Annotated in this window: 21 protein-coding genes; 11 read left to right on the top strand and 10 right to left on the bottom strand. The window is 74.5% G+C overall.

The window, feature by feature from the left end:
• Positions 1–2 precede the first annotated feature (2 nt).
• The gene (locus ACU436_RS39885; protein ID WP_459032336.1) at positions 3–329 is read right to left on the bottom strand and encodes a hypothetical protein; all 327 of its coding nucleotides are present in this window, start codon (positions 327–329) and stop codon (positions 3–5) included.
• On the opposite strand from ACU436_RS39885, the gene ACU436_RS39880 reads away from it, so the two are divergent.
• The 3 genes from ACU436_RS39880 to ACU436_RS39870 all read left to right on the top strand — a co-directional run bounded on the left by ACU436_RS39880 (position 328) and on the right by ACU436_RS39870 (position 2601).
• Complete coding sequence (locus ACU436_RS39880; RefSeq protein WP_459032335.1) at positions 328–1155, top strand: aldo/keto reductase; 828 nt, start codon at positions 328–330, stop codon at positions 1153–1155. The genes ACU436_RS39885 and ACU436_RS39880 overlap by 2 nt on opposite strands.
• Positions 1156–1200: 45 nt before the next feature.
• Positions 1201–1506: an adhesin gene (locus tag ACU436_RS39875; protein WP_459032334.1), complete on the top strand. Its 306-nt coding sequence runs from the start codon at positions 1201–1203 to the stop codon at positions 1504–1506.
• Between the two features lie 90 nt (positions 1507–1596).
• Positions 1597–2601: an aldo/keto reductase family protein gene (locus ACU436_RS39870; RefSeq protein WP_459032333.1), complete on the top strand. Its 1005-nt coding sequence runs from the start codon at positions 1597–1599 to the stop codon at positions 2599–2601.
• Positions 2602–2696: 95 nt separating this feature from the next.
• Here the strand turns inward: ACU436_RS39870 and ACU436_RS39865 are convergent, their stop codons facing one another.
• Genes ACU436_RS39865 through ACU436_RS39855 form a run of 3 tightly spaced genes read right to left on the bottom strand, consistent with a single transcriptional unit; the run spans position 2697 to position 6115 of the window.
• Entirely contained in the window at positions 2697–4334 is a 1638-nt protein-coding gene (locus ACU436_RS39865) for an ABC-F family ATP-binding cassette domain-containing protein (protein ID WP_459032332.1), read from the bottom strand.
• Positions 4335–4347: 13 nt separating this feature from the next.
• The gene (locus ACU436_RS39860) at positions 4348–4857 is read right to left on the bottom strand and encodes a universal stress protein (RefSeq protein WP_459032331.1); all 510 of its coding nucleotides are present in this window, start codon (positions 4855–4857) and stop codon (positions 4348–4350) included.
• A 4-nt stretch (positions 4858–4861) separates the two neighbouring features.
• Entirely contained in the window at positions 4862–6115 is a 1254-nt protein-coding gene (locus tag ACU436_RS39855) for an SLC13 family permease (protein WP_459032374.1), read from the bottom strand.
• A 91-nt stretch (positions 6116–6206) separates the two neighbouring features.
• Between ACU436_RS39855 and ACU436_RS39850 the strand changes: the two genes are divergently transcribed.
• From ACU436_RS39850 to ACU436_RS39835, 4 genes are read left to right on the top strand one after another with little or no spacing between them, the layout of a single operon-like run.
• Complete coding sequence (locus ACU436_RS39850; protein ID WP_459032330.1) at positions 6207–6752, top strand: hypothetical protein; 546 nt, start codon at positions 6207–6209, stop codon at positions 6750–6752.
• 36 nt (positions 6753–6788) lie between these two features.
• Complete coding sequence (locus ACU436_RS39845; protein WP_459032329.1) at positions 6789–7997, top strand: MFS transporter; 1209 nt, start codon at positions 6789–6791, stop codon at positions 7995–7997.
• Complete coding sequence (locus tag ACU436_RS39840; protein ID WP_459032328.1) at positions 7994–8395, top strand: MerR family transcriptional regulator; 402 nt, start codon at positions 7994–7996, stop codon at positions 8393–8395. The genes ACU436_RS39845 and ACU436_RS39840 overlap by 4 nt, the downstream gene beginning before the upstream one ends.
• A complete protein-coding gene (locus tag ACU436_RS39835) occupies positions 8382–9203 on the top strand; it encodes an alpha/beta fold hydrolase (protein WP_459032327.1) in 822 nt (273 codons plus the stop codon). Before ACU436_RS39840 ends, ACU436_RS39835 begins: the two co-directional genes overlap by 14 nt.
• 633 nt (positions 9204–9836) lie before the next feature.
• Here ACU436_RS39835 and ACU436_RS39830 read toward each other — a convergent pair.
• Positions 9837–11156 (bottom strand): MGH1-like glycoside hydrolase domain-containing protein, encoded by a 1320-nt coding sequence (locus ACU436_RS39830; RefSeq protein WP_459032326.1) that lies wholly within the window; start codon positions 11154–11156, stop codon positions 9837–9839.
• 101 nt (positions 11157–11257) lie between these two features.
• Here ACU436_RS39830 and ACU436_RS39825 point away from each other — a divergent pair, with 101 nt between their 5' ends.
• Both ACU436_RS39825 and menD read left to right on the top strand, forming a co-directional pair.
• The gene (locus ACU436_RS39825; protein WP_459032325.1) at positions 11258–11974 is read left to right on the top strand and encodes a PIG-L deacetylase family protein; all 717 of its coding nucleotides are present in this window, start codon (positions 11258–11260) and stop codon (positions 11972–11974) included.
• A 115-nt stretch (positions 11975–12089) separates the two neighbouring features.
• Positions 12090–13718, top strand: a complete 1629-nt coding sequence (menD, locus tag ACU436_RS39820) for a 2-succinyl-5-enolpyruvyl-6-hydroxy-3-cyclohexene-1-carboxylic-acid synthase (RefSeq protein WP_459032324.1) — start codon at positions 12090–12092, stop codon at positions 13716–13718.
• Here the strand turns inward: menD and ACU436_RS39815 are convergent.
• The gene (locus ACU436_RS39815) at positions 13715–14245 is read right to left on the bottom strand and encodes a PadR family transcriptional regulator (RefSeq protein WP_459032323.1); all 531 of its coding nucleotides are present in this window, start codon (positions 14243–14245) and stop codon (positions 13715–13717) included. The two genes, menD and ACU436_RS39815, sit on opposite strands and share 4 nt — an antisense overlap.
• A gap of 73 nt (positions 14246–14318) precedes the next feature.
• Here ACU436_RS39815 and ACU436_RS39810 point away from each other — a divergent pair, with 73 nt between their 5' ends.
• Entirely contained in the window at positions 14319–15686 is a 1368-nt protein-coding gene (locus tag ACU436_RS39810) for a carotenoid oxygenase family protein (RefSeq protein WP_459032322.1), read from the top strand.
• Positions 15683–16342, top strand: a complete 660-nt coding sequence (locus ACU436_RS39805) for a VC0807 family protein (protein ID WP_459032321.1) — start codon at positions 15683–15685, stop codon at positions 16340–16342. Before ACU436_RS39810 ends, ACU436_RS39805 begins: the two co-directional genes overlap by 4 nt.
• A 79-nt stretch (positions 16343–16421) precedes the next feature.
• Here ACU436_RS39805 and ACU436_RS39800 read toward each other — a convergent pair whose 3' ends face one another.
• From ACU436_RS39800 to ACU436_RS39785, 4 genes are read right to left on the bottom strand one after another with little or no spacing between them, the layout of a single operon-like run.
• Positions 16422–17339: a PfkB family carbohydrate kinase gene (locus ACU436_RS39800; protein WP_459032320.1), complete on the bottom strand. Its 918-nt coding sequence runs from the start codon at positions 17337–17339 to the stop codon at positions 16422–16424.
• Positions 17336–18781 (bottom strand): purine-cytosine permease family protein, encoded by a 1446-nt coding sequence (locus tag ACU436_RS39795; RefSeq protein ID WP_459032319.1) that lies wholly within the window; start codon positions 18779–18781, stop codon positions 17336–17338. The genes ACU436_RS39800 and ACU436_RS39795 overlap by 4 nt, the downstream gene beginning before the upstream one ends.
• A complete protein-coding gene (locus ACU436_RS39790; protein ID WP_459032318.1) occupies positions 18778–19785 on the bottom strand; it encodes an ADP-ribosylglycohydrolase family protein in 1008 nt (335 codons plus the stop codon). Before ACU436_RS39790 ends, ACU436_RS39795 begins: the two co-directional genes overlap by 4 nt.
• The gene (locus ACU436_RS39785) at positions 19782–20489 is read right to left on the bottom strand and encodes a GntR family transcriptional regulator (protein WP_459032317.1); all 708 of its coding nucleotides are present in this window, start codon (positions 20487–20489) and stop codon (positions 19782–19784) included. Before ACU436_RS39785 ends, ACU436_RS39790 begins: the two co-directional genes overlap by 4 nt.
• Positions 20490–20516 lie beyond the last annotated feature (27 nt).

Below are 20516 nucleotides of genomic sequence, written 5' to 3'. Positions count from 1 at the left end.
ACTCACCCGCCAACGCCGACCTCGCCGCCGGGTACGAGCGGGTGGTGGTGCTGGCGCCGATGGTGCGCGGGATCGGCCCGGCGGTCGCGGTCGGCCCGCAGGCCGCCGCCCTGCGCGCACGGGGAGCACAGGTCGCGCTCGTGAACCCGGACGCCGCGGCGGTCGCGGCGATCGGGCGCAACGTCCTGGACCCCGCACACCGCGCCGCGGCCGCCCGGGCCGGGCGCGCGCAGGCCGCTGCCGCCGTGGACGGCGTCGCGGCGGTGGCACCCGGTGGGTGCCGGGGGTCGCCGGTAGAAGACGGCCGCGAGCGGGTAGAACGGGGCCATGCCGCAGGTACCGAGCATCCGCCTCAACAACGGCGTGCAGATCCCGCAGTTCGGGTTCGGCGTCTTCCAGATCGAACCGGCCAGGACGGCGGAGGCCGTGCGCACGGCCCTCGAAGCCGGCTACCGGCACATCGACACGGCTCAGGGGTACGGCAACGAGGAGGGCGTCGGGCAGGCGGTCCGGGAGTCCGGGCTGGCGCGCGAGGAGGTGTTCGTCACCACCAAGCTCAACAACAGCCGGCACGGTCGCGACGAAGCCGTCGCCGCGCTCGACGAGAGCCTGCAGAAGCTGGGCCTCGACCACGTCGACCTCTTCCTGATCCACTGGCCGCGGCCGCACGCCGACCGGTACGTCGAGACGTGGCGCGCGTTCGAGAAGATCCTCTCCGACGGCAAGGCCCGCTCGATCGGCGTGTCCAACTTCCAGGTGCCGCACCTGGAGCGGCTCGCCGCCGAGACGGGCACCGTGCCCGCCGTCAACCAGATCGAGCTGCACCCGTGGCTCGCCCAGCGGGACCTGCAGGCCTACCACCGCAGGCACGGCATCGCCACCGAGGCGTGGAGCCCCATCGGCAAGGGTGGTGACCTGCTGCGGGACGAGCGGATCGGCGCTCTCGCGGAGAAGTACGGCAAGAGCCCGGCCCAGGTCGTGCTGCGCTGGCACATCCAGCAGGACATCATCGTCTTCCCCAAGTCGGTGACGCCGTCGCGGATCCGGGAGAACATCGAGGTGTTCGACTTCGAGCTGAGCGCCGACGACGTCGCCACGATCGACGAGCTCGACTCCGGCACCCGGCTCGGGCCGGCTCCGGACACCTTCGGCTAGACCCCGGTCTGCACGGCGGAGGATTCGCGCCTACCGTGGCGCGGCATGTTGGCAATCACCGATACGGCGGCAGAAGCCATCAAGACTCTGACCACCGACGCCGAGCTGCCGGACGGGGGCGGGCTGCGCATCGCGGCCCCCGATCCCGAGCAGGGCCTTGAGCTCTCGCTGGCAGGGCAGCCGAACACCGACGACGTGGTGTTGGCAGGCGACGGGGTGAGCGTCTTCCTCGAGCCGGTGGTCGCCCAAGTGCTCGACGACAAGGTGCTGGACGTGCAGCCGGTGGCCGGGCCCGACGGCGGGCAGGAGCTGCGCTTCGCGATCGGCGTGCAGGAAGAACCCGAGGCCTGACCGACATCGACCCGCTGCGGGCGGTCCCGTGCCAACGGGGCCGCCCGCAGCCATGTCCACTCATCTGACAAGTGCGACTACTGTTCGGGTGTGGAACATCGCTACCTCGGCCGGTCCGGCCTGAAGGTCTCCGAGATCACCTACGGCAACTGGATCACCCACGGCTCCCAGGTCGAGAACGCCGCCGCCGTCGCATGCGTGCGGGCCGCCCTCGATGCCGGGATCACCACCTTCGACACCGCTGATGCGTACGCGAACGGCGCGGCCGAGTCCGTGCTCGGCGAGGCGCTCACCGGCGAGCGGCGCGCCTCGCTGGAGATCCTGACCAAGGTGTACTGGCCCACCGGCCCGAAGGGGCCCAACGACTCGGGCCTGTCCCGCAAGCACATCATGGAGTCGATCGACGGGAGCCTGGCCCGGCTGCAGACCGACTACGTCGACCTCTACCAGGCCCATCGCTACGACGTCGAGACGCCGCTCGAGGAGACGATGCAGGCGTTCGCCGACGTCGTCCGCTCCGGCAAGGCGCTCTACATCGGCGTGAGCGAGTGGACCGCGCAGCAGCTGCGCGCGGGCCAGGCGCTCGCCGAGCAGCTCGGCTTCTCGCTCGTGTCCAACCAGCCGCAGTACTCGATGCTGTGGCGGGTGATCGAGGCCGAGGTCGTGCCCGCGTCGGAGGAGCTGGGCATCAGCCAGGTCGTGTTCTCGCCGATCGCACAGGGTGCGCTCACCGGCAAGTACAAGCCGGGCGCCGCGCCGCCGTCCGGATCCCGCGCGACCGACGAGAAGGGCGGGGCCGACTCCATCCAGCGCTGGATGGGCGAGGAGACGCTCGCCCGCATCCAGGCACTGGAGCCGGTCGCCTCCGACCTGGGACTCACGATGGCTCAGCTCGCCGTGGCCTGGGTGCTGCAGAACGACAACGTCGCCGCGGCGATCATCGGCGCGAGCCGCCCCGAGCAGGTCACGGCCAACGTCCGGGCGAGCGGGGTGCGCCTGGAACCGGACGTCCTGAAGCGCATCGACGAGGCCCTGGGCGACCGGGTGGAACGCGACCCGGCGCGCACCCAGAGCCCGCCGACGCGCCCCAGCTGAGCGCCGCCCCAGCTGACGCGCCGAATCGCAGCATGGTGGCCATACTCCGGTTCAACCGGAGCAAAGCCACCATGCTGCGGTCAGGCCGGGCCCGGTCAGGCCTCGGTGAGGTGGCCTGCCACCAGCGTCCAGTGGCGGGTCGTGCGCACCGAGTCGAGCATCCGGCGGTCGTGCGTGACCAGGATCATGGTGCCGGGGAAGGAGTCGAGGGCCTGCTCCAGCTGCTCGATGGCCGGCAGGTCGAGGTGGTTCGTCGGCTCGTCGAGCACGAGCAGGTTCACCTCGCGGGCCTGCAGCAGGGCGAGCGCGGCGCGGGTGCGCTCACCGGGGGAGAGCGACGCGGCCGGCCGGGGCACGTGCTCGGCCGTCAGCCCGAACTTGGCGAGGAGCGTGCGGACGTCCGACTCGGTCCAGTCGGGCACCGCGTTGCCGAACGCCCGCGCCAGGGACTCGGGGCCGAGGAACAGCCCGCGGGCCTGGTCGATCTCGCCGACCCGCACCCCCGAGCCGAGCCCCGCGCTGCCCTCGTCGACGGGGATGCGCCCGAGCAGCGCCCCGAGCAGCGTGGTCTTGCCCGAGCCGTTGTCCCCGGTGATGACGACCCGGTCGGCCCAGTCGACCTGGGCGTCGATCGGCCCGAGCACGAACGACCCGCGCCGCACGACCGCGCCCGTGGCCGACGCCACGACGGCGCCGGAGCGCGGCGCCGCGGCGATCGTCATCCGCAGCTCCCACTCCTTGCGCGGCTCCTCGACCACGTCGAGCCGCTCGATCAGCCGCTGCGTCTGGCGGGCCTTCGCGGCCTGCTTCTCGCTGGTCTCGGCCCGCATCTTGCGGCCGATCTTGTCGTTGTCGGTGGCCTTGCGCCGCGCGTTGCGCACGCCCTGGGCCATCCAGTTGCGCTGGGTCCGCGCGCGATCCTTGAGCGAGGTGACCCGGTCGTCGTACTCCTCGTAGGCCTCGCGGGCGTGCCGGCGGGCGACCTCGCGCTCGGCGAGGTAGCTGTCGTAGCCGCCTTCGTAGACCTCGACCTGCTGCTGCGCGAGGTCCAGCTCGACGATGCGGTTGACGGTGCGGGCGAGGAACTCGCGGTCGTGACTGACGATCACGGCCGGGCTGCGCAGGCCCGTCACGAACCGTTCCAGGCGCTCCAGGCCGTCGAGGTCCAGGTCGTTGGTGGGCTCGTCGAGCAGGAGGACGTCGTAGCGCGAGAGCAGCAGCGCGGCGAGCCCGGCCCGGGCGGCCTGCCCGCCCGACAGCGAGGTCATCGCCGCGTCGAGATCCACGCCGAGGCCCACGTCCGCGGCGATCTCGCCGGCGCGCTCGTCGAGATCGGCACCGCCGAGGGCGAGCCAGCGGTCCAGCGCCGCGGCGTAGGTGTCGTCCGCGCCCGGAGCACCACCGCCGAGCGCCTCCGCCGCGGCGTCCATCGCCGCCTGCGCCGCGGCCACGCCGGTGCGCCGCGCGAGGAACGCCGTCACCGTCTCGCCCGGGCGCCGGTCCGGCTCCTGCGGCAGGTGCCCGACGGTGGCGTCCGGCGGGCTGACGACGACCTTCCCGTCCTCGGGGTCCTGCTCGCCCGCGAGGAGCCGCAGGAGCGTGGACTTGCCCGCGCCGTTGGCGCCGACGAGCCCGGCGACGTCCCCGGGGGCGACGATCAGGTCGAGACCCGAGAACAGGACGCGGGTGCCGTGCCCGGCGGCGAGGCCGGTGGCCTGGATCGTTGCGCTCATGTCCGGGCCCACGCTACTGCCCGCCGCGACCGCCTTTCCGCGGTCCCGGGGGCGGCGGCGGGAGCGACGTGATGTCCGGAGCATGTTCCGGCCAGACCAGCAGCACCGGGCACGGGGCGTGGTCCACCACGAACCGGGTGGCGTGGCCGAGGCTGCGGGGCCCGAGGTGGCTGCGGTCGCCGTCACGGGCGAGCACGAGGAGGTCCGCGTCCTGCGCGGCGGTGATGACCTCCCGCTCCACACGGCCCGTGCGGGCCGAGCGTGCACACGGCCGGCCCAACCGGTGAGCCGCGGAGTCGAGCAGCCGCTCCGCGGACTCCGCGGCGAGGCGCGTCATGTCGATGCCCGGGTCGCGCTCCGGACGGCCGCGGCCGAGCAGGCCGGCGAACGCGCCGTGCGCGGCCGCCGGGACGTCGCCGGTGACGTGCAGCAACGCGACATCGGCTGTGTCCGGGGCGAGGGTGCGGGTCGCGTCGACACAGGCCGGCCAGGTCCCCTCGGCGATCCAGACCACCACGCGCATCCGCTCAGCCTCCGGTTCCGATCAGGTGCAGCGACACCCACAGCGCCGCCACGGACAGGACGAGGCCGGCCGGCACGGTGAGCAACCCGAGCCGGGTGAACTCGCCGAGGTCGACGTCGCTGTCGTGGTCGCGCACGATGCGTCGCCACAGCAGTGTGGCCAAGGAACCGGCGTAGGTCAGGTTCGGGCCGATGTTCACCCCGAGGAGCACCGCCAGCACCGCGGCGGGCCCGGCCGGGGCGGCCAGCGGCAGCAGCACCAGCACCGCCGGCAGGTTGTTGACCAGGTTCGCCAGCACCGCGGCCGCCGCCGCGATGCCCAGCAGCCCCAGCAGCCCCGTGTCGTCGACCACGAACCCGTCGAGCCCCGCGGCCAGGCCGTTGTCCAGCACGGCGCGCACGACGATCCCCAACGCCAGCACGAAGGCGAGGAACCCGACCGCGGCCGCCCGCCCGATCGCGGCGGGCGTCGTGCGCCGCCGGGCCAGCGCGCGCACCCCCAGCACGACCGCACCGGCCGTCGCGGCCCACGCCGGGTTCACGCCCACCGCGGACGTCAGCAGGAACCCGGCCAGCGTCGCCGCGACGACGACCATGGCGAACACCGGCCATTCGGGCCGTTCCACCGCGGTGCCCACGTCGGCCGCGACGTCGAGCTCGGCGGCGAAGAACCAGCGGAACGCCGCGTACTCGACCGCAACGGCCACTATCCAGGGCAGCGCCATCAGCCCGGCGAACCGCGTGAAGGTCAACCCGCTCGCCGCGAACGCGAGCAGGTTGGTCAGGTTCGACACCGGCAGCAGCAGCGACGCGGTGTTGGACAGGTGCGTGCAGGCGTACACGTGCGGCTTCGGGCGGACGCCCAGCCTGGCCGCCGTCGCGAACACCACCGGGGTGAGCAGCACCACCGTGGCGTCCAGGCTCAACGCAGCCGTGATCACCGACGCCGTCGCGAAGACGTGGACCAGCAGCCGGCGCGGCCGCGATGCCGCCGCCCGGGCCATCCACGCCCCGCACGCCCGGAACAGGCCCTCGTCGTCGCACAGCTGGGCGAGCACCAGCACCGCCGCCAGGAACCAGACCACCGGGCCCAGCAGCTCCAGCTCCGAGACCACGGCCTGGAGCGAGATCGCCCCGGTGGCCATCACCACCAGCGCGGCCGGGACCGCGAACACGGCCTCCGACCACCCCCGCGGGCGGATCACGGCGCAGGCCAGCACCGCGAGCAGCAGCGCGGCGGAGAGAGCCTCGGCGAGCAGCGGGTTCAGCCGGCCCTCCTCCTGGCGGCGGTCGTCGGACGGTCCATGGTCGCGCAGTTCGGCGAGCGCGCAGCCCCGTAGGGTCGCCGGCGTGGCCGACGCCGTCGTGGTTCCGGGTGGGAAGTTCGGACCGGCGGCCGGGCTCCTCCTCTACGCGGGGTCCGTCGCCGAGAGGCGCGGGGCGGGGGTCCATCGGCACTCGTGGTCCGGGGAACCGCCGGACCCGTTCGCGCAGGAGATCGAGGGCTGGGTGCGCGCCGAGGTCACGGGGCTGCTCGACCGGGTCGGCGGCCGTCCGCTGCTGATCGCGAAGTCCCTCGGCGCGAACGCCGCGGCGCTCGCGGCCGAGCGCGGCCTGCCCGCGGTGTGGCTCACCCCGGTCCTGACGGTGCCGTGGATCGCCGCCGCCCTGGCTCGTGCCACGGCACCGTTCCTCCTCGTCGGCGGCACCGCCGACGCGCTGTGGGACGGCGCGCTGGCCCGGCGGCTCTCGCCGTACGTGCTGGAGGTCGAGGGTGCCGGGCACGGCATGCAGGTACCCGGCCCGGTGCTCGACACGGTCGCGGTGCTCGGCCGGGTGGTCTCGGAGATGGAGGAGTTCCTCGACGCCATCGGCTGGCCCGAGCGTTCCGCTTGACCTTGACGCCGGCGTGAAGCTCCTAGCGTCCGGGGCATGAGATCGAGCAAGCTCCCGTGCCTCGTCCTGGTGACGTTCGTGGCGGGCACGGACAACTTCGTGATGGCGGGCGTGCTGCCGGCGGTCGCGGCGGATCTCGCGGTCACCGAGGCCGCCGCCGGACAGCTCGTGACGGTCTTCTCGATCGCGTACGCGCTCGCCGCACCGGCGATGGCCACTGCGACGGCGCGGCTCGACCGGCGGACGCTGCTGGCCACCGGACTCGCGGCGTTCGCGCTGCTCAACGCGGCCGCGGCGCTGGCGCCGTCGTACGCCGCGCTCCTGGTGGTGCGCCTGCTCGCGGCCGTGGTCGCCGCGGCGATGACGCCCGCCGCGTTCGCGGCCGCCGCGGCACTGGCCCCGCCGGAGCGGGTCGGGCGGGCCATCGGCTCGGTCGCCGCGGGGATGACCGTGGCCCTCGTCGTCGGGGTGCCGCTGGGCACCTGGCTCGGCGCCGCCGCCGGCTGGCGGTCCACGTTCTGGCTCGTCGCCGGGTTCGCTGTCGTCGGATGCGTCGCCGTGGTCGGGCTCCTGCCGGCGCTCCCGGCGAGCGGGCGCCCCGGGCTCGCCCGGCGGATCCGGTTGCTCGCCGCCCCTCCCGTCCTGCTGGCGGTCGTCACGACCGCGGTCGCGGCCACCGGCAGCTTCATCACGTACACCTACGTCGCTCCCATCGCCCGCGACCTCGCCGGCGTCGGCGCGGACGGCGTCGCGCTGCTCATCGCCTGCGTCGGCGTCGCCGGGGCGCTCGGGACCGTGCTGGGCGGCCGCGCGACCGACCGCTGGGGTGCCGGACGCACCCTCGTGCTGGCGCTCGCGGTGCAGGTGGCGGCGACCGCCGTCCTCGTCGCCGCGGGTCTGCTCGCCGCGGCGGCGGCGCTGCCCGTGATCGCGCTCGGCTACGCCGTCTGGGGACTGGCGGGCTGGGCGTTCAACCCGCCGATGAACGCCCGGCTGCTCGCCCTGGCCGGGGACGCCGGGACCGAGGCGGTGGCGCTCAACTCCAGCGCGCTCTTCGTCGGGATCGCCGCCGGGGGTGCGCTGGGCGGTGTCGTACTGGAGGCCGAGGGCGTCCCGGCCGTGCTCCTGACCGCGATCGCGATCGGTTCGGTGGCGCTCGTGCTGCTCGCCGTGTCGGTGGTCCGCCACCTGACCGGGCAACCGCGTGCCGATCTCGCGGCGGTGGGCGAGGATCGGAACGGGTGAGAAGGCGCGGCATGCGGATCGGCGAGCTGGCCCGGCGGACGGGCGCGACCACCCGTGCGCTGCGCTACTACGAGGAGCGCGGCCTCCTCGGCTCCGGCCGCGGCGCCAACGGCTACCGCGACTACGGGCCGGAGGCCGTCGTCCGGGTGCGCAACGTCCGCCGGCTCCTGGAGGCCGGGCTGACCAGCGACGACATCCATGAGCTGGGCGGCTGCCTCGACCGCGATCTGGCGCACGAACAGCCCTGCGACGACGCGATCGCGCGGTACGAGCACCGGATCGCGGCGGTCGAGCGGCGCATCGACTCGCTGGTGGACGTCCACCGCAACCTGCGGAACCAGCTGGAACGCCTCCGCTCGCCCGGCGACGGTTACCGTGCCGGACATGGATCTCGCTGAGACGTTCTCGTGGGAGGGGCGGCGGATCGCATGGGGCCGCGCCGGGTCGGGGCCCGCCGTCGTGTTCTGCCACGGGACGCCCTGGTCGTCGTGGCTGTGGCGGCCGTTCGCCGAGGCCCTGAGCACCGACTTCACCGTGTACCTGTGGGACATGCCCGGCTACGGCCGCTCCTCGAAGGAGCCGGGTCACCCGGTCGACTTCGGGGCGCAGGCCGACGCGTTCACGGCGCTGCTCGCGCACTGGGGCCTCGACCGCCCGCACGTCGTCGCGCACGACTTCGGCGGCGCCGTCTCGCTGCGCGCCCACCTGGTGCACGACGTGCCGTACGCCTCGCTGCTGATGGCGGACGTCGTGGCGATCCCGCCGTCGGGCTCCCCGTTCTTCCGGCTCGTGAAGCAGCACCCGGACGTGCTCGCCCAGGTGCCGCCGTACATCCACGAGGCCCTGGTCAGGGCCTACATCGGCAACGCGAGCCACCGTGAGCTGCGCGAGGACGACCTCGCCGCGCTCGTCGCTCCCTGGCTGGGCGCGGAGGGGCAGCCCGCGTTCTACCGGCAGATCGCCGCGTACGACGAGCGCTACCTCGCCGAGAACGAGGCGCTGCTCGACCGGATCGACATCCCCGTGACCGTCCTCTGGGGCACCGAGGACACCTGGATCCCGGTGGCCACCGGGGAGCGGCTCGCCGCGGGGATCCGCGGCGCCGACCTCACCCGGGTCGACGGTGCGGGGCACCTCATCCAGCTCGACGCCCCGGTCGCGCTGGCGACGGCCCTGCGCTCCTGGTTGACCCGCGTCCCGGCCTGAGCCCGCGCACCATGGATTGCAGCAAGGCCACTTTCACGCCATCTGGATGAGTGAGTCCGACCCCGGCTGTCCCTCCGATGATCGCCGGGTGCGGTTCCGGCGCCGCGAATGGAGGCTGACCCGATCCAGCCGCCGGGCGCCGGCCCGTGATCGGCGGTATCGGTCGTCCATGGTCGTAGCAACGACGATGTGCACCCGATAACAGCAGGCCAGGGCGTCGATCAAGGGCTGATGGCCGCTGTTGAAGATCGACTAGCGACCATTTCGCCTTGATCGCCGGACGCCGGCGCGGCCGATTCGGCAACACCCTCCTTGATCGGAAACGCAAGGTGTCGATGTGACCATGAAACGTTGCGGTGGGCGCGCCGTACCCGGCCGGTGACCGGCTGCCCCGCGACCTCGACCCGGTCGGGCGTGCGGTCACCGGTCTTCCCCCGCCGCTGCCCGTGTGTGTGGTGGCTGGGTGGGCACAACTACCGAACCCGGTGGTCGCTCCGGCGGCCGTCCCCGGCTGGCGGGCACGCCGGTCTGGACGAGACCGGCCCTCGTACCGGGCGTACTCGGGTCGTCGACCGGTGCGCGCAGCGTGGAGCTGGGCCGCCGAATTATTCGGCGGACTTCCGGCGGGGGACACTAGTTGCGTGGAAGTGGCTTTGCTGCAACGTCCGGGGACCCGCGGGTCGCCAGCAGGTCCAGCGTGAGCGCCGCCGACCAGCTGAAGTCCGCGACCCCGCACCCGGCCCCCGTCCACGGGTCGAAGTACTCCCGGAAGCCCTCCTGCCGCACGCTGTTCAGCAGCGCCGCGCGGAGCGTGGCGGCCTCGGCGTGCCGCCGGTGGCGTTCCAGCCCGTGCAGGACGAGCCAGCTCGTGTTGATCCAGGCCGGGCCGCGCCAGTAGCGGGTGGTGTCGAAGGCGGGGCCGGTGCGGTCGTAGCTGGGCAGCGGGACGCGGTCGTTCAGCGCGAAGCGTGGGCCCGTCATGCCGGCCACCAGCGCGTCGACGACGTCGGTGGGCAGGTCGAGCACCAGCGGGGCCAGACCGCCGACACAGTGCTCGGGGACGCGTTCGCCGCTGTGGTCGAGGGCGAAGAAATGCCCGGCGCCGCGGTCGTAGCACCGGGAGAGCAGGGCGTCGCGGAGGGCCGCCGCACGCTCGCGGTGCGGGTCGGACGGCTCGCCCAGGATGTCGGCGATCTCGGCGAGGGCCTCCTCCGACCACGCCAGCAGGGCGTTGAACAGGGGGTCGATCGCGACGAAGAGGTGTGAGCCGGGCTCGTCGCGGTAGCCGTGGTCGCGGTAGGTCTCCACGATCGTGACGTAGCGGGCGTAGTCGGCGGCCGTGGGGCGTTCGGCGGCGTCGACGTGGTCGAGGTCGCGACGCCGGTGCGCGGTCAGCACCGCGACGTCCGCGGGCACCCGGGCCAGCTCGGCGTCCCAGGCGGGGGAGTTGTCCTGACCGGACTCCCACGGGTGCACGATCGCCACGAGGCCGTGCGGGCCGGTGCGCTCGCGCAGCAGGTAGTCGTGCTGGGCTTTCAGGCGCGGGTACGCGCGCCGCAGGAACCGCCGCCCGAGGGCGGGCGCGGCGCGGTGGACCTCGAGTGCGGCCACCGCGTGCACCGGGGGCTGCACGATCCCGGACGTCTCCCGCCGCGGCGCGCCGGGGACCTCGCGGGATCGCCAGAAGTCGGGGCCGGGGAAGTACGCGTCGCGGGCGACGGCGGGGTTGAACACGATCTGTGGCACGCGCCCGTCGGTCCACTGGGCGGCCAGCAGCGACTCCAGCTCGCGGCGGCCGCGGTCGGGCGAGGCGTGGGCCCAGCCGATCGCGATGAACGCGGAGTCCCAGCTCCACTGGTGCGGGTAGAGGCGGCGCGACGGCACGGTGTGCCCGCGTTCCCAGTTGCCGTTCAGGACGGTGATCGCCCGCCGGCGCAGGTCGGCATCGGGCATGTGTGGGGAGCTCCTGGTCCTGGGCACCGCTCGTGCCCACAATGATCACGCCGGACGCTACGCCCGTGCTCCGGGGACCACGGGGAGGGGAGGATCACACCATGGCCGAGGACTATGAGCTGTTCCCGGAGGACTTCGCGCGCGGGCTCGCCGTTGTCGCCCATCCGGATGATCTGGAGTACGGCGGGGCCGCCGCGATCGCGCGCTGGACGGCCCAGGGGCGCAGCATCGCGTACCTGCTGGCGACCCGCGGGGAGGCCGGGATCGACACCCTCCCGCCTGCGGAGTGCGGCCCGCTGCGCGAGGCCGAGCAGCGCGCCGCGGCGGCCGAGGTCGGCGTCGACGTCGTCGAGTTCCTCGACCACCCGGACGGCCTGGTCGGCTACGGGATCCCGCTGCGCCGCGACATCGCGGCCGCGATCCGCCGGCACCGGCCGGAGGTGGTGATCACGAGCAACCACCACGACACGTTCCCCGGCGGCCACCTCAACATGGCCGATCACCGCGCGGTCGGGCGGGCGGCCATCGACGCCGTCCGGGACGCGGCGAACCGTTGGCTGTTCCCGGAGGTCGGCGAGCCGTGGACCGGCGTGAAGCAGGTGCTCGTGCTCGCCTCGCCCCTCAGCGGGCACGCCGTCGACGTCGAGGGGTCGTTCGACCGCGGCGTGGCGTCGCTGCGGGCGCACAAGGCCTACCTCGAGGCGCTCGGCGGGCCGATGAGCGACCCGGAGCAGTTCCTGCGCACGGCCGCGGAGGAGGCCGCGAAACGCCTCCCCGGCGCCCGCCTGGCGACGGCCTTCCAACTAATCGAGACATAGGCAGGCCCGAGTGGCGGCGCACACCGTCCGGGGACCGCACACATGGTCGGACATGTGTGCGGTGCCGCGGCGGTGTGCGCGGTGGGGTTGCCGGGGTCGGCCTAGGCTCACGTCCGTGAATCCGTCGTCGGCCTGCGCGCGGCTCGTCGTCGACGAGTTGGTCCGGTGCGGTGTCACCGACGCCGTGCTCTGCCCCGGTTCCCGCAACGCGCCGCTGTCGTTCGCCTTGCACGCGGCCGACGCCGGCGGCCGGCTGCGGTTGCACGTCCGGATCGACGAGCGCACGGCCGGCTTCCTCGCGCTCGGCATCGCCCTGCGATCGGGCCGTCCGGTGCCGGTCTGCACGACGTCGGGCACGGCCGTGGCGAACCTGCACCCCGCGGTGCTGGAGGCGTCGCACGCGGGCGTCCCGCTGCTGGTGCTCTCCGCCGACCGGCCGCCGGACGTGATCGGGACCGGCGCCAGCCAGACGATCGAGCAGGCGGGCCTGTTCGGCGGTGCGGTGCGGCTGGCCGTGATCGCCGGGGTCGGTGGTGACCCCGCCCGCGGCCGCGCGTCCGTCGACCGGCTCGTCGCCGCCGCAACGGGCGCATCCGGCGGGCCGCCCGGCCCCGTGCAGCTGAACCTCCCCTTCGCCGAACCACTCGTGCCCGACGGTCCCGGTGAGGCTCCCGCGGGCCGGCCGGGCGGCGGGCCGAGGACGCGCGTGGCGCCGGTCGTCCGGCAGGCGGTGCCGCTGCCGCTGGACCCGGCGGCGCCGACGCTCGTCATCGCGGGCTCCGGCGCCCCGGAGGGACTGCTCGACCTGCCCGTCCCGGTGGTCGCCGAGCCCGCGTCGGCGGCCTGGCCGGCGGCGGTCCGCACCGGTCCGTGGCTGCTCGGGGCCTCGCCCGCGTTGCGGCCGGCCCAGGTGGTGGTGGCGGGCCGGCCCACGCTGCACCGCCCCGTCCAGCGGCTCCTCGCCGACCCGGACGTCGCCGTCCACGTGCTCGCCGACCCCCGCGGCATGCCCTGGACGGACGTCGCGGGCAGCGTCCGCGCGATCGGGAGCCTCCCGCCGCTGCGCCCCGACCGGTCGTGGACGGACCGGTGGCGCGCCGCGGACGCCGCCGCCGCGGACGCCCTCGACAAGGCCCTCGACGACCCCGCCACCCCCGGGGGCCTTCGGCTCGCGCGCGAGCTGGTGGCGGCGCTGCCGCCCGGCGCGCAGCTGGTGCTCGGCTCGTCCAACCCGGTGCGCGACGTCGCGCTGGCCGCCGTGCCGCGCCCGGACCTCACCCTGCTCGCGAACCGGGGCGTGGCCGGCATCGACGGCACGGTCTCGACGGCCGCCGGCGCCGCGCTGGTGCACGACGGGCCCGCGTACGCGGTGCTCGGCGACCTCACGCTGCTGCACGACTCGACCGGGCTCGTCATCGGGCCGGACGAGCCGCGCCCCGACCTCGCGATCGTGGTGCTGAACGACGACGGCGGCGGCATCTTCGAGCTGCTCGAGCAGGGCGCCCCGGAGCACGCCGCCGCGTTCGAGCGGGTCTTCGGCACCCCGCACGGTGTCGACCTCGCCGCGCTCTGCGCCGCGACCGGCACCGGTCACGTCCTCGTGGACGTCCCCGACGTCGCGGGGGCGCTCGCCCCGGCTCCCGGCCTGCGGGTGGTCGAGGTGCGTGCCGGGCGCCGCGAGCTGCGGCAGGGACACGCGCAGCTGCGCGCAGCCGTCGGCACCGCCGTGGCCGAGGCGCTCTAGGCGGCTTCGGCCTCCAGCTTCTCGATCGCCCACAGCGCCCAACCGTGCACCGCCTCGAACTGGCGGGCCCCGAACTCGGCGGCGAGGTAGCCGAACCCGTCGGAGCCCGGGGGGATCACGGCCGGGGCGTCGTCCATCATCTTGCGCAGCCTGGCGCCTTCCTCACCCGTGTGCTCGACGATCCTCCGCAGCACGACCAGCGCATCGGCCGGCTCGAGCGCGGAGAGCAGGAACATGCGCAGCACGTCCTCGTTGCGCACCTTGCCCTGCCGCCGCCACGTGAGCAGCCAGGTCCGCAGCTCGGCGTAGCCCTCGGGGGTGACCGAGTAGGTGCGGCTGCCGCGCGCGCCCTCCTCGGTGACGGTGACGAGCCCGCGTTCGGCCAGCCGGTTCAGCTCCGGGTAGATGCTCGTGTGGCCGGCCTGCCAGGCGTAGCGGCCGAGGTCGGCGGCGAACGCCTTCGTGAGCTCGTACCCGCTGCGCGGTTCGACGGCGAGCAGCCCGAGCAGCGCGTGCGACAGCGACATGCCGAGATCGTACATGTCAGAAATGGCATGCCAGTGTTGACATGTCGTGTTCGGCAGGTGCATCCTCCTCGCCATGGCCAGCACCCCGCCCCTGCACGTCGCAGGTCATCTCGCGCCCGTCGCCGACGAGATCGACGCGGTCGACCTCCCGGTCGAGGGCGCGCTCCCGCCCGAGCTCGTCGGGCGCTACCTGCGCAACGGCCCGAACCCGCTGCCCGGCGAGCCGTCGGCGCACTGGTTCACCGGGCACGGCATGGTGCACGGCGTCCGGCTGCGGGCGGGGCGCGCGGAGTGGTACCGCAACCGCTGGGTGCGCACCCGCGCACTGGCCGGCGAGTCCATGGTCGGATCCGACGGGACGATCGACCGCGGCGTCGGCCACGCGAACACCCACGTGATCGAGCACGCGGGCCGGATCATGGCGCTGGTCGAGAGCAGCTTCCCGCACGTGCTCACGCCCGAGCTGGACACCGTCGGCCCCTACGACTTCGACGGCCGGCTCACCACGGCCATGACGGCCCACCCGAAGACCGACCCCGTGACGGGGGAGCTGCACTTCTTCGGCTACGGGATCCGGCCGCCGTATCTCACCTACCACCGGCTCTCGGCGGCGGGCGAGCTCGTGACGAGCGCCGAGATCGAGGTGCCGGGCGCCACGATGATGCACGACTTCGCCATCACCGACCGGCACGCGCTGTTCCTCGACCTGCCGATGACGTTCCAGCTCGAGCGGCTCGCCAAGGGCATGCCGTTCGGGTGGGACGAGGGCTACGGCGCGCGGATCGGCGTCATGCCGCTGGACCGGCCCGGCACGGTCCGCTGGTTCGACGTGGCGCCGGGCTACGTCTTCCACGTCGGCAACGCCCACACCGACGCCGCCGGCCGGGTCGTCCTCGACGCCGCCCGGTACGGCGCGGCCGACGCCGTGGCCATGTGGGACGGCCTGGGCAGCGACCCGGCCGGGCTCGCCGCCGACGCGGCGGCCACCGGGTCCGCCCGGCTGCACCGGTGGGTGCTGGACCCCTCCACGGGTGCCGTCACCGAGACGCCGCTCGACGACCGGGCGGTCGAGTTCCCCACCGTCGACGACGAGCGCGTCGGCCGGGACGCCCGCTACCGCTACGCGGTGGCCGACGCCCGGGGCCGCGCCGGGATCGTCAAGTTCGACGCCGCCCACGGCACGCGGGCGGAGCACGACCTGGGGGCCGGCGCGGTCGCGGGCGAGGCGGTGTTCGTCCCGTCCGGAGCGCCGGGGCGCGCCGAGGACGACGGCTGGCTGCTGTCCATCACCACCCGCCGCGACGGCAGCGCATCGCGGCTGCTCGTCCTCGACGCCACCGACGTGGCCGGCCCGCCGGTGGCCGCCGTGCAGTTGCCGCGCGGTGTCCCGGCCGGCTTCCACGGGTCCTGGATCGACGACGCCGACCTCGAGCCGCGATGAACACGCCCATCGGGGACGCGCCCACCGAGCGGATCCCGGCCGTCGCGCCCGACGTCGAGTTCCGGCCGGCGGCGATGATCCGCGGACTCGCGTTGGACGTCGGGCTGCCGCTGGTCACGTACTACGTGCTGCACCTCGCCGGGGTGGCGGACTGGCCCGCGCTGCTGGCCGCCACGGGCGTCGCCGCGCTGCGGATCGGCTGGGACGTCGCGCGCCGCCGCCGGCTCAACCTGTTCGCCACCCTCATGCTCGTGGTGTTCGGTGTCGGGCTGGTGCTCACGTTCGTGAGCGGGGACGAGCGGTTCCTGCTGGCCCAGGACTCGATCACCCTCGGCGGCGTGGCGCTCGTGTTCCTTTCCACCAGCAGGTGGGGCACGCCGCTGACGCTCGCGGCGATGCAGAGCTTCAGCCCGCGCAAGGCGGAGGCGCTCACCGAGGCGTTCCGCACGGACCCCGACGTACGCCACGGGGTCCGGCTCAGCTCGGCGGTGTGGGGTGCGGGGCTGCTCGCGCTGGCGGTGCTGCGCGTGCCCCTGATCTACCTGCTGCCGGTCTCGGTGATGGTCGGCCTGGGCACCGTCCTCACCATCGCGACGTTCGCCGCCCTGATCGGCTGGAACGTCTGGTACGTCGCGCGGGCCCGCCGCGAGGGGTGACGGGCCCGCGTCGCCGATTGCAGCAAAGCCACTTTCATGCCACGTGGTTGCATGAAGGCGGCTTTGCTGCAACATCCGGTCACCCGCTGAAGAGGGCATCCACCTCGGACCGGGTCGGCGCGGTCGCCGGGCCCCAGCGGGTCACGGTGATGGCGGCCGCGGCGTTCGCCCGTGCCGCCGCGGCGGGGAGATCCGCCCCGCGGAGCAGTTCGGCGGCGAGCACGCCGCAGTGCGCGTCGCCCGCCCCGGTCGTGTCGACGGCCTCGACCGGGAAGCCGGGCACGTGCCGCGTCTCGCCGTCGCGGGTCAGCAGGCACCCGGCGGCGCCGTCCCGCACGACGACGGCGGCCGAGCCGCGCAGCCGGCCCGCGATCGCGGCCGACGCCTCCCGCAGATCGGTCGAGCCGGTGAGGATGCGCGCCTCCCGGGCGTTGGTGGAGAGGATCGAGGTGCGGGCGAGCAGGCGGGCCCAGGTGGAGGGGTCGATCTCGCCGACGAGCGGGCCCGGGTCGACGAGCACCGTCGGTCCGTCGAGCGCGTCGAGCCGGTCGAGCAGCACCCCGGCCTTGTCCGGCACGAGCAGGCTGTAGCCGCTCACGTACACCACGTCGGCGGCCCCGGCCGGAACGGCGGCGAGCATGGCGGCGTCGACGCCCGACTCCGCGCCGGACCCCGTGACGAACGTGCGTTCGCCGGTGCCGTCGACGAGCACGACGCAGATCCCGGTGTCCGTGTCGGCGGTGGGCGGGAGCGCCGCGGTGATCCCCTCGGCGGCCAGCGCGGTGCGCACGAGGTCGCCGAACCGCCCGCCGCCGTGGCCGCCCGCGTAGACGACGCCGGCCCCGGCCCGCGCGGCCGCGGCCATGACGTTGAACCCGCCCCCGGGGAGCATGTCGGTGTGCGAGGCGAACACGTCCCCGCCGACCGGCGGCAGCCCGGGCACCCGCATCACCAGGTCGAGGATGACCTGCCCGGTGTGCACGAGCCGCCCGGTCATCGCGCCGCCCCTTCCGACGTGGGAGCCCCGCCGAGCGCGCCGTAGATCCCGGCGGCCACGACGAACGTCACCACCCAGCCCAGGCCGTTCTCCCCGAACCAGGTGCCGGCCAGCGGCCCGCTGAACCACGGCGCGTCCGAGGGGCCCGCGGTGACGAACAGGTAGCCCGCGACGATCGCGGCACCCCAGGCCGTGACGGCCCGCCACTCGACACCGCCGCGGTACCAGTAGGCGCTGGTCCGGCGCACGTCCATCAGGGCGACCGGGTCGTAGTGCTGCCGCCGGAGCATGTCGGTGGCGAAGACGCCGACCCACGCCGTGATCGGTACGGCCAGGAGGCTGATGAACGCGATGAACGGGCCGTAGAAGTCGTCGGCGACGAGGATGAAGTAGATCGCGCCCGCGAACGTCACGACCACGTCGACGACGACGGCGTACACCCGCGGTATCCGCAGGCCCAGCGTCAGTGTGGTGAGGCCTGCGGAGTAGACGGACAGGTGGTTGGACAGCAGGAGCCCGCCGAACGCCGCGACCAGGTAGGGGACGGCCATCCAGGTGGGCAGCAGCGCGCGGACGGCGGCCACCGGGTCGCCGGCGTCCGCCAATGCCGGGTCGCCCGCGGCGAGCATGCTGCCCAGCGAGATCAGGAGCACGAGCGGGATGCCCGCGCCCGCCGCGGCCGACAGCACGAGCGAACCCGCCCGGACGCCGGGCGCCTGGTAGCGCGAGATGTCGGCCGACGCGTTGGCCCACCCGATGCCGGTGCCGGCCGCGATGATGCCGACGCCCGCGATCATCGCGCCGACGGGTGCCGGGGTGGCGGCGCCGACCGCGGCCCAGTCGATGGTCGCGATGAGGAACGCGCCGACCACGACGTTGAGCGCACCGAAGACCCACGTCGCCCAGCGCTGCACGGACACCAGCACGGCATGGCCCAGCCCGGACACGACCACCGTGAGCAGCACGAACACCGCGATGCAGGCCAGCGTCAGCAGCGGGTGGTCGGTGGCTGCCGCGCCGGCACCGGACAGGATCGTGCACAGCGAGAGCAGCGCGAACGCCGCCGTCGTCGTGTTGACGGTCTCCCAGCCCAGCCGCGAGACGAGCGAGACGGCCGTGGGGCCGATGTTGCCGCGCACCCCGAAGACGGCGCGGGACAGCGTGAGGCCGGGCGCGCCACCGCGCCGCCCCGCGATCGACACCGCCCCGACGATCGCGAACGACCCCACGGAGCCGACCGCGGCGACGATGACGGCCTGCCACACCGTGAGCCCCTGGGCCACGAGGGTGGCGCCGAGCGGCAGGCCGAGGATCGAGATGTTGGCGGCGAACCACACCCAGAACAGCTGGGCGGGACGGCCGTGGCGCTCGTCGACGGGCACCGGCTCGATGCCGCGCGTCTCGAGCGTGCCGGTGGTGAGCCCTTCGCCGGTGGTGGTCATGGTTGGCTCCTGTGCCGGAGTTCGAGCAGCCCGTCGGCGACGGGCGCCGGATCGAGGTGGTTGACGCGCAGCACCGTCTCGAGCAGGTCGGCGGGCAGTCCGCCCACGCCGTGCCGCGCGCCGAGCACGGCCCCGCAGATCGCGGCGACGGTGTCGGTGTCGCCGCCGATCTCCGCCGCGAGGGTGAGGGCTTCCACGGGCTCGTCGCCGCGGGCCTCGGCGAGCGCCAGCGCGGCCACCACCGACTCCTGTGCCGCCACCGAGGTGCCGATCACGTCGGCGACGGCGTCGGCGAGGTCGGCGCGCGCTCGCCCGCGCACGAAGCCGCGGGCCCAGCGGATCCGCGCCGCGATGTCGCCACCGGCGGCCCAGTGCCCTCGCCGCGCCCCCGCGGCGGCCGCCCGCTCGGCCGAGTCGAGCGCGGTGCCGAGGTCGGCGCCCGCGACCCCCGCCGAGACGGCCGCGGCCACGGCGGCCGCCGCGGCGATCCCGATGGAGGAGTTGTGGGTGACCCGGCCGGCCCGCACGACCGCGTCGAGCAGCGCGTTCGGGTCGTCGTCGGGAACGGCGATGCCCACGGGCGCCACCCGCATCGCGGCGCCGTTGGTGGTGCCGTCCCGGCCGGTCTCGTCCGGCGGCTCGCCCGCTCGCAGCCGCTGGATGGCGCGCTTCGTGGACGGGCCGAGCAGGTCGGCGGAGCCCCGGCGGACCATGTCCGCCTCCCACCGCTCCAGCGCTTCGGCGAACGCGGTGGCCTCGACGTGGCCGGCCCCGTCGATGAGCAGGCGGGCGAGCAGCAGCGCCTGCTCCGTGTCGTCGGTGATCGACCCGGCTCGCATCCCCGGCGCGATCGGCTGGTCGGGCGCGGCGTCGAGCAACGTGGTGACGCGCCCGTAGCGGGCGGCGATCCACTCTCGCGACATCGACTGCGTCGGCATGCCGAGCGCGTCGCCGAGGGCGAGCCCGGCCAGCGCCCCGATGGCCCGGTCCCGCTCGGTCGTCATCGGTCGCCGAACGTGAGGTGGAACCGGAACCGGGCCGGGTCCAGCAGGCTCACGACGTGCTCGACGAGCGCGCCGCCCGCGGTCAGCGTGGTGCGGGTGGACTGCAGGAATAGCTCCCCGGGCGAGCGCTCCAGCAACGCGGCCGCGGCGTCGTCGAGCGGGACGGCGGCGATCCACTGCTCGCCTCCGGTGCCGGCGAGCCCGGCCGCGCGCAGCGTCGCGGTGATCGAGCCGTCGACGAGGCCGCGTTCGGGGAGGTCGGCGAGGGCGCCGGTGGTGGGGAGGGTGGACGTCTCCAGGGAGACCGGGCCGGCGGCCGTGCGGCGCAGCCGGCGGACGGTGACGAGCGGACCGTGCCGCTCCTCCAGGTCCGCGGGTCCGCCGTGCTCGATGCCGAGCAGATCGACGGCGACGTCCGACCCGGCGTCGGCGAGCGCCCGGGCCCAGCCGACGCTCTGGTCGAGCGCCACCCCGTCGAAGGTGACGAACGACCCGACGCCGGTCTCGGTGGCGATCAGGTTGCGGCGCTGCAGCTCGGAGAGCGCGCTGCGCACGGTGCCGCGGCTCACCTGGTAGGTCGCCGCGAGCTGGTTCTCACCGGGCAGCCGCTCGCCCCGCGCCAGCCGGCCCGACCGGATCCGCTCGGCCAGGTCCTCGACCAGCCTGGACCGTTTGCTGAACCCTACCTGTCCAGTCATGTACATACATGTACGCCATGGCGTGGAGGTTTG

This window comes from Pseudonocardia wallangbongensis (genome assembly GCF_054486945.1).
Note: the sequence above shows the minus strand (reverse complement) of the source record. Positions and strands in the feature narration are given on the sequence as shown.

Coding starts and splice junctions, on each gene's coding strand:
- ACU436_RS39845 (WP_459032329.1), top strand. CDS start 6,789: ATGAGATCGAGCAAGCTCCCGTGCCTCGTCCTGGTGACGTTCGTGGCG.
- ACU436_RS39795 (WP_459032319.1), bottom strand. CDS start 18,781: ATGACCACCACCGGCGAAGGGCTCACCACCGGCACGCTCGAGACGCGC.
- ACU436_RS39875 (WP_459032334.1), top strand. CDS start 1,201: ATGTTGGCAATCACCGATACGGCGGCAGAAGCCATCAAGACTCTGACC.
- ACU436_RS39835 (WP_459032327.1), top strand. CDS start 8,382: ATGGATCTCGCTGAGACGTTCTCGTGGGAGGGGCGGCGGATCGCATGG.
- ACU436_RS39865 (WP_459032332.1), bottom strand. CDS start 4,334: ATGAGCGCAACGATCCAGGCCACCGGCCTCGCCGCCGGGCACGGCACC.
- ACU436_RS39805 (WP_459032321.1), top strand. CDS start 15,683: ATGAACACGCCCATCGGGGACGCGCCCACCGAGCGGATCCCGGCCGTC.
- ACU436_RS39790 (WP_459032318.1), bottom strand. CDS start 19,785: ATGACGACCGAGCGGGACCGGGCCATCGGGGCGCTGGCCGGGCTCGCC.
- ACU436_RS39885 (WP_459032336.1), bottom strand. CDS start 329: ATGGCCCCGTTCTACCCGCTCGCGGCCGTCTTCTACCGGCGACCCCCG.
- ACU436_RS39880 (WP_459032335.1), top strand. CDS start 328: ATGCCGCAGGTACCGAGCATCCGCCTCAACAACGGCGTGCAGATCCCG.
- ACU436_RS39785 (WP_459032317.1), bottom strand. CDS start 20,489: ATGTACATGACTGGACAGGTAGGGTTCAGCAAACGGTCCAGGCTGGTC.
- ACU436_RS39815 (WP_459032323.1), bottom strand. CDS start 14,245: ATGTCGCTGTCGCACGCGCTGCTCGGGCTGCTCGCCGTCGAACCGCGC.
- ACU436_RS39830 (WP_459032326.1), bottom strand. CDS start 11,156: ATGCCCGATGCCGACCTGCGCCGGCGGGCGATCACCGTCCTGAACGGC.
- ACU436_RS39825 (WP_459032325.1), top strand. CDS start 11,258: ATGGCCGAGGACTATGAGCTGTTCCCGGAGGACTTCGCGCGCGGGCTC.
- ACU436_RS39810 (WP_459032322.1), top strand. CDS start 14,319: ATGGCCAGCACCCCGCCCCTGCACGTCGCAGGTCATCTCGCGCCCGTC.
- ACU436_RS39860 (WP_459032331.1), bottom strand. CDS start 4,857: ATGCGCGTGGTGGTCTGGATCGCCGAGGGGACCTGGCCGGCCTGTGTC.
- ACU436_RS39800 (WP_459032320.1), bottom strand. CDS start 17,339: ATGACCGGGCGGCTCGTGCACACCGGGCAGGTCATCCTCGACCTGGTG.